Origin of the sequence: uncultured Veillonella sp., assembly GCF_963534045.1 — a bacterium.
Classification (GTDB): Bacteria; Bacillota; Negativicutes; order Veillonellales; family Veillonellaceae; genus Veillonella.
The window spans coordinates 33,672-44,816 of the sequence record NZ_CAUSQT010000009.1 but is presented as its reverse complement, the minus strand read 5'-3'; the positions used below and the strand labels follow the sequence as shown (position 1 = coordinate 44,816).

General features: G+C 40.1%; 9 protein-coding genes. All 9 read right to left on the bottom strand.

Annotation, left to right across the window (positions count from 1 at the left end; all coding sequences use genetic code 11):
• Positions 1-376: carboxyl transferase domain-containing protein (locus RYP29_RS03260; RefSeq protein WP_311532231.1), on the bottom strand; the 376-nt coding region annotated here is incomplete at its 3' end.
• A 36-nt stretch (positions 377-412) separates the two neighbouring features.
• Complete coding sequence (gene mce, locus RYP29_RS03255) at positions 413-835, bottom strand: methylmalonyl-CoA epimerase (RefSeq protein WP_005377395.1); 423 nt, start codon at positions 833-835, stop codon at positions 413-415.
• A gap of 51 nt (positions 836-886) precedes the next feature.
• Complete coding sequence (gene meaB / locus RYP29_RS03250) at positions 887-1,825, bottom strand: methylmalonyl Co-A mutase-associated GTPase MeaB (protein WP_005377389.1); 939 nt, start codon at positions 1,823-1,825, stop codon at positions 887-889.
• Positions 1,826-1,904: 79 nt separating this feature from the next.
• Positions 1,905-2,300, bottom strand: a complete 396-nt coding sequence (locus RYP29_RS03245; protein WP_005380683.1) for a cobalamin B12-binding domain-containing protein — start codon at positions 2,298-2,300, stop codon at positions 1,905-1,907.
• Positions 2,301-2,327: 27 nt separating this feature from the next.
• Positions 2,328-3,974: a methylmalonyl-CoA mutase gene (locus tag RYP29_RS03240; RefSeq protein ID WP_005380642.1), complete on the bottom strand. Its 1,647-nt coding sequence runs from the start codon at positions 3,972-3,974 to the stop codon at positions 2,328-2,330.
• 28 nt (positions 3,975-4,002) lie between these two features.
• Positions 4,003-5,505, bottom strand: coding sequence for an acetyl-CoA hydrolase/transferase family protein (locus tag RYP29_RS03235; protein WP_311532230.1), 1,503 nt, complete (start codon positions 5,503-5,505; stop codon positions 4,003-4,005).
• Positions 5,506-5,897: 392 nt separating this feature from the next.
• A complete protein-coding gene (locus tag RYP29_RS03230) occupies positions 5,898-7,145 on the bottom strand; it encodes an O-antigen ligase family protein (protein ID WP_311532228.1) in 1,248 nt (415 codons plus the stop codon).
• Between the two features lie 9 nt (positions 7,146-7,154).
• Positions 7,155-8,462 carry a folylpolyglutamate synthase/dihydrofolate synthase family protein gene (locus tag RYP29_RS03225; protein ID WP_311532227.1) on the bottom strand — a complete coding sequence of 436 codons (1,308 nt, stop codon included), beginning with the start codon at positions 8,460-8,462 and terminating at the stop codon, positions 7,155-7,157.
• Positions 8,463-8,471: 9 nt separating this feature from the next.
• Positions 8,472-11,129 carry a valine--tRNA ligase gene (locus tag RYP29_RS03220; RefSeq protein ID WP_311532226.1) on the bottom strand — a complete coding sequence of 886 codons (2,658 nt, stop codon included), beginning with the start codon at positions 11,127-11,129 and terminating at the stop codon, positions 8,472-8,474.
• Positions 11,130-11,145: the final 16 nt, after the last annotated feature.

Below are 11,145 nucleotides of genomic sequence, written 5' to 3'. Positions count from 1 at the left end.
CGATAGGAGCACCCATTTTCATTGCTAAACGTTGTACTTTAACGATTTTAGCAGCGTGCATTTCACCAAGAGAACCACCTTCTACAGTGAAGTCTTGTGCGAATGCATATACCAAACGACCATCGATAGTACCATAACCAGTTACTACACCTTCGCCTGGTAATTCTTTTTTGTCTTGACCAAAGTTAACACAACGATGTTTAACGAATTGATCAAGTTCAACAAAAGAGTTGTCATCGAATAATTTAGCCAAACGTTCACGAGCAGTCATTTTACCTTGAGAATGTTGTTTCTCAACGCGTTTTTCACCGCCACCAGCTTTAACTTTTGCTAGTTTTTCGTGCAACAACTCAATTTTTTCTTGCACTGTTTGCATGTCAGCACCTCCATAAAAACTTGTTACAATAATATTTTATTTCATTCGTTGGCAAAGTTCAAGTAATACGCCACCTGTAGCTTTAGGATGAACGAATGCAATAGAGGAACCGCCAGCACCATAACGAGGTTTTTCGTCAATCATACGAATACCTTTCGCCATAAGATCAGCAATAGCATTTTCAATATTATCTACACGCAAAGCAACGTGTTGGATACCATCACGACCGCCATTTTTTTCGATGAATTTACCGATAGGGCCGTCTGGAGTAGTAGTTTCCAAGAATTCTAATTCAGCATCGCCGCATGGGAAGAAGGATACTTTTACTTTTTGTTCTTCTACTACTTCATCTTCAGGAAGATGTTGAATTCCCAAAGCATTTTTGTAAAATTCTTTAGTTGCTGCTAAATCATTAACACCAATACCGATGTGATCCACTTGTAATACTTTAAAAGCCATTTCGATTATCTCCTTTATAAGGCTAAATCTCTAATGCTATGTAGTCGCCGTCTACTTTAGCACGTTTGTCATTACGCCGTTAACAACTGTGTATGGATCGCTTTCGCGTTCATTAACAGCTGCCACTTGGCTATTAAATTCGTCGCTTGTAATGATTTTATCAGCTACATAACGACCAATTTGTTCATTAATCATTGCGATGATTTCATCGCGAGTACGTTCTGCCCGACGAGATTCCAATTCACCGGAATCTTCAAGATACTCAAAATGTTCATCTAAGGCTTCGATAAGTTCATCTACGCCTTGGTCTTTACTAGCAATTGTGCGCTTAATTGGTGGGCGCCATTTTACTTCACGAGAATCTAGGTCAAGCATCATTTCAATTTCAACATTCAAACGATCGCAACCATCTCGGTCAGCTTTATTGATAGCAAATACATCGCCGATTTCAAGAATACCCGCTTTAATAGCTTGGATATCATCACCGAGACCAGGAACAAGAACAACCAATGTAGTATCTGCATTTTTTACGATATCTACTTCGGATTGACCTACGCCTACTGTTTCAATGATAATCAAATCCATGCCAAAGGCATCCATTAATTTTACAACGTCTGCAGTCTTTTTGGATAAACCACCTAGACTACCACGCGTCCCCATGCTTCGAATGAATACATTTTCATTTAATGTCAAATCATTCATTCTAATACGGTCCCCCAAGATAGCACCACCAGAGAATGGGCTTGTTGGGTCGATGGCAACGATGCCGATTTTTTTACCTTGATCTAGATAATGTTTAACAACCTTATCTGTCAAAGTACTTTTACCAGCACCAGGGGCACCAGTTATACCGAGAATACGTGCATTACCCGTTTTAGGGTAAATTGCCTTCATAATATCGATGGCATTTTCATACTCGTTTTCTACAGCAGTGATGGACCGTGCTAAGGCTAGTCTTGAGCCTTCAAAGAGGCCTTTAACTAAATCCATTCGCCTCACCACCTATCTTAGAATATGGGAATAGAGGGGAGCCAACCATTCTAGTTGAGCCCCTCTCTTGCCCAGTTAATTATTTTACGTTTTCCTTGATGAAGTCTACGATATCACCAGTTGGAGTACCAGGTGTGAATACAGCTGCTACGCCAGCTTTTTTCAAGCCAGGGATATCAGCATCAGGAATAACGCCACCGCCGATTACTAATACATCGCCCATGCCTTTTTCTTTCAAAAGTTCAACAATTTTAGGGAACAATGTGTTGTGAGCACCGGAAAGAAGGGATAATGCAACTACATTAACGTCTTCAGAAAGTGCTGCTTCTACGATTTGTTCTGGAGTTTGACGAAGACCTGTGTAGATTACTTCGAAACCAGCATCGCGAAGTGCGCGTGCTACAACTTTTGCACCACGGTCATGACCATCAAGACCTGGTTTTGCTACGATTACTCTAATACGTTTTTCTGCCATGATAATTACCTCCGAAATTAGCCGATATTATAATGTGGAATGAGCTTGGTATTCACCGAATACTTCGCGCAATACATTACAAATTTCACCCAAAGTAGCATATGTTTTAACTGCTGCAAGAATTAATGGCATCAAGTTAACGTTTTCGTCAGCTGCGCCAGCTTTCAAATCAGCTAAAGCTTTGTCAACTGCTGCTTGATCGCGGTTAGCGCGAACTGCTTGAGTTTTCTTAGATTGGTTTACACCTACGGAAGCGTCTACGCGAAGCAAGTCTTTTGGAGCTTCTTCTTCAACTTGGAATTTGTTTACGCCAACGATTGTGCGCAAGCCAGATTCAACTTCCATTTGCCATTTGTAAGCGGATTCTTGGATTTCTTTTTGGATGTAGCCTTTTTCGATTGCTACTACAGCGCCGCCCATTTCATCAATTTTCTTGATGTAAGCCATAGCTTCGTCATAGATAGCGTTAGTCATAGCTTCTACATAGTAGGAACCGCCCAATGGGTCAACTACGTCTGCTAAACCAGATTCGTAAGCCACGATTTGTTGTGTACGAAGAGCTACTTGTACAGATGCTTCTGTAGGAAGAGCCAATGCTTCGTCACGGGAGTTTGTATGTAAGGATTGAGTACCGCCCATTACAGCAGCTGCAGTTTGAAGAGCAACACGAACGATGTTGTTATCAACTTGTTGTGCAGTCAACATGGAACCAGCTGTTTGAGTATGTACACGAAGCATCATGGATTTTGGTTTTTTAGCACCAAAACGTTCTTTCATGATAGTTGCCCATAAACGACGGGATGCGCGGAATTTAGCAACTTCTTCAAGTACATTGTTATGAGCATTCCAGAAGAAGGAAAGACGACCAGCGAATGTATCAACATCAAGACCAGCTTTCAAAGCTGCTTCTACATATGCGATACCATCAGCAATTGTAAATGCGATTTCTTGTGCTGCTGTGGAACCTGCTTCACGGATATGGTAACCGGAAATGGAAATTGTATTCCATTTTGGAACGTATTGAGAGCAATATTCAAAGATATTAGTGATCAAACGCATGGATGGTTTTGGAGGGAAAATGTAAGTACCACGAGCTGCGTATTCTTTCAAAATATCATTTTGAATTGTACCTTTCAATTCTGTGGAAGGTACGCCTTGTTTTTCAGCTACTGCGATATACATTGCCAACAAAACGGATGCTGGAGCGTTGATTGTCATGGAAGTGGATACTTTGCCAAGGTCGATGCCGTTGAACAAGATTTCCATATCTGCCAAGGAGTCAATCGCTACACCTACTTTACCAACTTCGCCTTCAGCCATAACGTCATCAGAGTCATAACCGATTTGTGTAGGTAAGTCGAATGCACAGGAAAGACCAGTTGCACCGGATTCGATAAGGTAACGGTAACGTTTGTTAGATTCTTCAGCTGTCGCGAAACCAGCATACATACGCATAGTCCAGAAACGACCACGGTACATTGTAGGTTGTACGCCACGAGTATATGGATATTCACCAGGCATACCCAAATCACGTTCATAATCAAAGCCTTCAATATCAACTGGTGTATACACGCGGTTGTATTTCAAGTTTTGACGTTCTGGAGTTTTTACACACTTTTCGTCACAAAGTTTATTGTACTCAGCAATTTGGGCTTTAAGGTTTTCGTAAGCCATGTTTTCATCATCCTCCTAAAAAAACAGGTTATTTTTTCATGCTTCCAGTTTCTGTGAAGCGTTTATGCCAAGAAAGAGCTTCGTCGAGCAACATTGGTGTATGGGCATTCTTAGTTGCAGCGAGTGCTTTTTCGAGGTATTCAGTTAACATTGGTTTGTAGTCTGGGTGAGCACATTTTTCAATGATCAAACGAGCTCTTTCCACTGGGCTCAAACCACGGCAGTCAGCAACACCTTGTTCTGTACAGAAAATCATAGTGTCATGTTCTGGGTGATCCACATGAGATACATATGGAACGATAGAACTGATGTCGCCACCTTTTGCAACGGAATTAGTACAGAAAATAGTGAGATATGCACTACGTGCAAAGTCACCAGATCCGCCAATACCGTTCATCATTTTGCTACCCATAATATGAGTAGAGTTTACATTGCCAAAAATATCAAATTCGATAGCGGTATTCATGGCAATGACACCAATACGGCGAGCAATACCAGGGTTGTTAGAAATTTCTTGTGGACGAAGAATAATCTTTTTACGATATTCATCGATGTTATTATAGAAACGTTTCAACCCATCTGGAGAAGGACTTAATGCAGTACCGGAACATACAGTTACTTTACCTGCATCGATTAAGTCAAACATACCATCTTGGATTACTTCTGTATAAATGGACAAATCTTTGAATGGGCCTTGAGCCAATCCGCTGATTACTGCATTTGCTACAGAACCTACGCCAGATTGCAATGGAAGCAAGTTTTCAGGTAAACGACCTTCACCGATTTCTTGTTCAAAGAATTTGATAAGGTGTTGACTCATTGCTTTTGCATCATCATCGATAGGTGCCAAAGGTCTTGTAGTATCAGGAACATCACAAGGAACTACTGCAATTATTTTGTCTGGGTCACAAGGAATTGCATCAGTACCAATACGATCACCAGCATGTTCCAATGGAATTGGTTTGCGATATGGTGGATCAAGTGGTTCGTAGATATCATGCATACCAACCAAAGATAATGGTTGAGATACGTTTACTTCTACGATAACTTTTTTAGCTTGGCTAACAAATGTTGGAGAGTTACCAACAGATGTTGTAGGTACTAAAGAGCCATCTTCATTGATTTGACAAACTTCTACGATAGCTACATCTAAATCACCAAAGAAACCATAGCGTACATTTTGCGCCATTGTACTTAAGTGCATATCAATGTATTTGATGTCGCCGCTATTTAAAGCTTTGCGTGTATCCCCATTTGTTTGATAAGGGAAACGACGGTTAATACCATGTGCACGTGTTAATGCACCGTCGGCTTCATCACCTACGGAAGCACCTGTCCATAAATCAATTTTGAATGGTTCTTTTTCCATTCGTTCAGCCAAAGCCAATGGTACAGCTTTTGCATAACCAGATGGAGTAAAGCCGGAAATACCAACTTTATCATTGTGGTTAATCATTTGAGCTGCTTCATAAGCTGTGACAATTTTGCCTTGGAGGGCCGCATTTTTAACGCGATCTTTGATGTCTGTCATCGTACCATCTCCTTAAAATCACCTTGTTAAACGACAGTTGATCAATCTCTTGGTCTAATACCGTTCCTTAAACCAACTTCATCGTATGCTTTTACAATCGCATTGTCAACTTATATGCATAAAATGTATTTTTTGTCACATATTTATGGGGCATTATGACTAAAAGTCATGGATTTTCCATTTTTAGGATAAATTAAATTCACATCGTTATAACTCTCAGGAATTATAGATATATTTTTATAATTTCATATATATAGTTAAAAAAGAGTGAATCGAAGAATTTCTATACAATATATAGATTCTCTTCAATTCACTCTTATTCTAATTCTTATTATACATAAAACAACAATTTCGATTTTTTTCGATGCGTTTTAATTATGATTGATTTTAGTCTAATTTTGTTGAACTTTCACAAAAGCACCTACCCACCCTAGTAATAACCAGAATGTAATCGTTACTTGGTGACTATATAATTCAAAATCGGACAAACCGCTCACAAGAACACCAACTGCTAAAGCACCGACACCGATGGAGGCAGCCTTACGGAACACATCACCTTTTAGACGTATAGAGGTAACCACATGCCCTATTAATACAGTTATAAAGGAGATAAGTCCTGGTATGCCTATTTCAGCCAACATATTAAGGTATAAATTATGAGCGTGATACATCAATACATTAGGACCTTGAATATAATAATTATATTCTGGATATACTAAGTAAAATGTATTCCACCCAATCCCCCACACAGGATTTTCACGAACAATGTACATCGTGCTATCCCACAAGGCCCATCGTAAATCAGCCGATGTATCATGACCTTGGAATATAGACCAAAGACGAGTAGCAATTTCTCCATCATAAAAATATAGAATAATGGGGATGGCTAACAAGGATAATAATAAACGACGTTCTACAAAAATTCCCCAGTAAATAATCATGGCACCAAAACTGATCCATATGCCACGTGAATACGTTAATAGCATGGTAACAAAAAGTATTAATGCTATGGGAATCATCATGTAGATTTGTTTCTTATATTCTTCCGATAAGATTTTATCGGATAAGCCCTTCCAGTAAACCAATAAATAGCTAATACTAACGCTTAGAATCATCAACAAGTAAGCGCCCAACAGATTGGGATTTGTCAATGTTGACGACATGCGTCGCATTAATTTTGGAAATTGGATGGCATCAACCCATTCCTTTATATGATGATTAGGAATAAAAATATATTCATAAGCACCTATGCAACAAACGAGAATCGCCGTTCCCAATGTACATTGAAGAAAATAACGCCACTGTTTTGGCGTACTAATATAGGTACGTACTAAATAATAAATACCGCCACCGGCCACAATCTGATAAAACCAACTTGTCAAAGCCCATTGCGCATTATCGGAAAGGGCAGCTGATACGCCCGTCCAAAGGACGAAAAACATAACAGTCCAAGACAACCAGCCCGTAGGCAAGCTAAGACTACGACTTCGTATTAAATCGACAATGGCAAGCCCAACGGCCAACCACAAGAGCACATCTCCTACCATCGGTTGTAGTGGCATGGCAATAGCCACACCATAAATGAGTCGTTCAATATAAAACTTCAACTTTGTTTCCGTTGGAAATAATGAGTGTTCCATAACGATTACCTAGTGGCTCATACGGTTCTGTAACCAACCGCGAGCTTCGCCAAGAATATATAACGATCCACACACAACAATGATATCTCCATCTTGTGTCGATTGTAATGCTAAATCAAGAGCACTGCTCACAGAATCTTCTGTCTGTGCCACTACCCCTTTCACACATTGCCGAACGGTTTCTACCAATTTCTCTGGCACCTCTGTACGTGGTGTTGGTGCAGCCACTGCAATGACTATATCTTTTGGTTTTACAACTTCATGAATAATACCCATTTCATCCTTATCTGACAAAATAGCCATCACCATTGTTTTTGGCGTATCTCCAAATAATTCCTGGTAAGTCATACCGAAAGATTCTGCGCCGGCTGCATTGTGGGCACCATCAAATATAAATGTCCGATCCAACGTTTTTTTAATCTCAAAACGACCAGCCCAAGTGGCACGGGCAAAGCCTTCGCGCATTGTTTCTTCACTAATAGCATCATCATGTTCCATAACTAGGCGTACAGCTTGTAATGCACAAGCCAAATTGACAGATTGATGAATCCCAGCCATCGTTGTAAATAACATAGCAGGCGGTGCGCCAATAGCACTGACCGTAATCAATTGCCCACCAGGCACTACACTACGGCTATCGATACCAAACTTTTTGTTAAACACATATAATGGTGCATGTTTTTCTTCAGCTGTCTCTTCAATGACCTTTAATGGTCCTTCTTGAGCCGCCGTTACAACAGGAACACCTTCTTTTATAATGCCCGCCTTATGCTTGGCAATCTCTTCAACCGTATTGCCACAATACGCTTGATGATCAAGGGTAACATTAGTAATAACGGAAACCACTGGTGTCACAACATTCGTTGAATCCAGTAATCCACCCAAGCCAGCTTCTACAACAGCATAGTCTACACCTTGTTCTTTAAAGAATAGGAATGCTGCGGCCGTTAGAATTTCAAATTGCGTAGGTGGCTCTACCCCATCAACAATAATCTTATCTACGCCTTGTCGAACACAATCGATCAAATTGCCAAAAGCGTCTTTGCTAATTTGAACATCATTAATTTCTATACGCTCCGTATAAGATTCAAGGTGAGGCGATGTAAATCGCCCCACCCGTAATCCACTGGTAAATAGAGCATACGAAATATAGGTTGTTACAGAACCTTTACCATTTGTACCCGTAACATGAATGATTTTATAATCTCGTTCAGGATTCCCCAACGCTTGCAATAATGCACGAATACGATCTAATCCCGGTTTTATGCCAAAGGATGAGGTATCTTCTAAATACGTTAAGGCTTCTTCGTATGTCATATAAACCTCCTATAAGGTTTTTAAGAATTCTTCACGTTCTAACAACGCTTGTTGTTTTTGCTTATATTCTTCTAGTTTTTCTTTTTCTTTTGCTACAACTGCTTCTGGTGCTTTTGCAAGGAAACCTTGATTGCTCAATTTACCTTCTAAGCGTGCAATTTCTTTTTGCATTTGACCTTTTTCTTTTTCGATACGTTCTTTTTCTTTATCTGCATCGATAAGGTCCTTCAAAAGAAGATATACTTCCATACCATTTACAACAGTTACGGTTGCATTTTCAGGTTTTGGATCATCCCCACCTAAAATAGTTACCTTTTCAGCCCATGCAAGTGTTACGAAATAATCGCTATGATCTGCAACGGCTTCAGCAATAGACGCATCAGTCGGTGCTACGATAACTTCGGCTTTTTTGCCCAAAGGTACATTCATTTCGGCGCGCATGTTACGAATACCTTTAATAGCATCCATCATGACTTCCATTTGACGTGCGGCTTCTGTAAGATTTGTGAAAGCTAATGCTTCTGGCCATTTAGCAATCACAATGCTTTCACCTTCATGAGGCAAGTGTTGCCAAATATGTTCTGTAACGAATGGCATGAATGGATGCAACAATTCAAGCATATGACGCAAGATTGTTACAAGCAAATATTGTACAGTGCGACGATCGCGTTCATTAGCATCGCTATACAAACGAGGTTTTGCAAGTTCAATGTACCAGTCGCAATATGTATTCCAAATGAAATCATATACGGAGCTAGCCGCTTCACCAAGTTCAAATTTATCAAGATTTGCAGTAATACTTGCTACGGTTTCATTGTATTTTTCTACAATCCATTTGTCAGCTAATGTTAAATCAGCCTCAGTAGGAACGAAACTTTCATCATAATTCGTCAAATTCATGAGAACGAATTTAGAAGCATTCCAAATTTTATTGGCAAAGTTGCGGTTTGCTTCTACACGTTCCATGTAGAAACGCATATCATTGCCCGGTGTATTACCTGTTACAAGTGTAAAGCGCAATGCATCAGCACCATATTCGCCGATTACATCTAATGGATTAATACCATTACCTAAGGATTTACTCATCTTGCGGCCTTGGCTATCGCGTACAAGACCATGGATAAATACATGTTTAAATGGAATTTCATGTTCAAACTCAAGAGCCATGAAAATCATACGAGCAACCCAGAAGAAGATAATATCATAACCAGTTACGAGTACGCTCGTTGGATACCATTGTTTAAGTTCTGCTGTGTCTTTAGGCCAACCCATGGTAGCAAATGGCCATAAACCAGAACTAAACCATGTATCAAGCACGTCTGGATCTTGTGTTACATGACCATGACAATGAGGGCATTCTGTAATGTCTTCACGGCTAACAATAGTTTCACCACAGTCATCACAATACCATGCTGGAATACGGTGGCCCCACCATAATTGACGAGAAATCGTCCAGTCACGGATGTTTTCGAGCCAATTTACATAGGTTTTAGTGAAGCGTTCAGGAACGAATTGAACTTCACCATCTTTTACAACCTTCAATGCTGGCTCTGCAAGAGGTTTCATATCTACGAACCATTGTTTAGAAATCATTGGTTCAATAATCGTTTTACAACGGGAACAATGGCCAACCGCATGGTCATGATCTTCGATTTTTTCTAGCAAGCCTAATTCATCAAGCTCAGCTACCACTTGTTTACGCGCTTCTTCGCGTGTCATGCCGTTAAATTTACCAGCACCTTCATTCATTGTCGCATCGTTATTCATAACAACAATGGATTCTAAATTATGACGTTGACCCATTTCAAAGTCGTTAGGGTCATGAGCTGGTGTAATTTTTACACAACCTGTACCAAAGCTTGCATCTACATAGTCATCAGCGATAACAGGAATTTCACGATTAACAAATGGCAAGATTAATGTTTTACCAATTAAATCTTTATAACGGTCATCTTCAGGGTTAACTGCTACCGCAACGTCGCCGAACATAGTTTCTGGACGTGTTGTGGCAACGATAACAAAGCGACCTTCTTCACCTTTTACAGGGTATTTAATATGCCATAAATGACCGTGTTCATCTTCATGCTCTACCTCTACGTCAGACAACGCTGTTGCACAACGAGGGCACCAATTGATGATACGTTCACCGCGATAGATCAAACCTTTTTCATAAAGGCTTACAAATACTTCACGCACTGCATGATAGTAGCCTTCATCCAATGTAAAACGTTCACGGCTCCAGTCGCAGGATGCACCTAGGCTGCGAATTTGTTTAACAATAGTATCGCCGTATTCTTTCTTCCATTTCCAGACGCGTTCTACGAATTTTTCACGACCTAAATCATAGCGAGATTTGCCCTCTTCTTTGGCGAGCATTTCTTCTACCTTGATTTGTGTAGCAATACCAGCATGGTCTGTACCAGGCATCCATAACACATTGTAACCTTGCATACGTTTAAAACGAATCAAGATATCTTGTAATGTATTATCTAGTGCATGCCCCATATGCAACATACCTGTTACATTTGGAGGTGGCAATACAATGCTAAATGGTTCCTTGTCAGTGTCTACTTCTTCGTGAAAGTAACCTTGGTTTTCCCAATAGGAATACCATTTACTTTCGATTTCACCAGGATTGTAGGTGGTTAAATTTTCGTAGGTTTTCATCGTTCCTCCTGAAAGT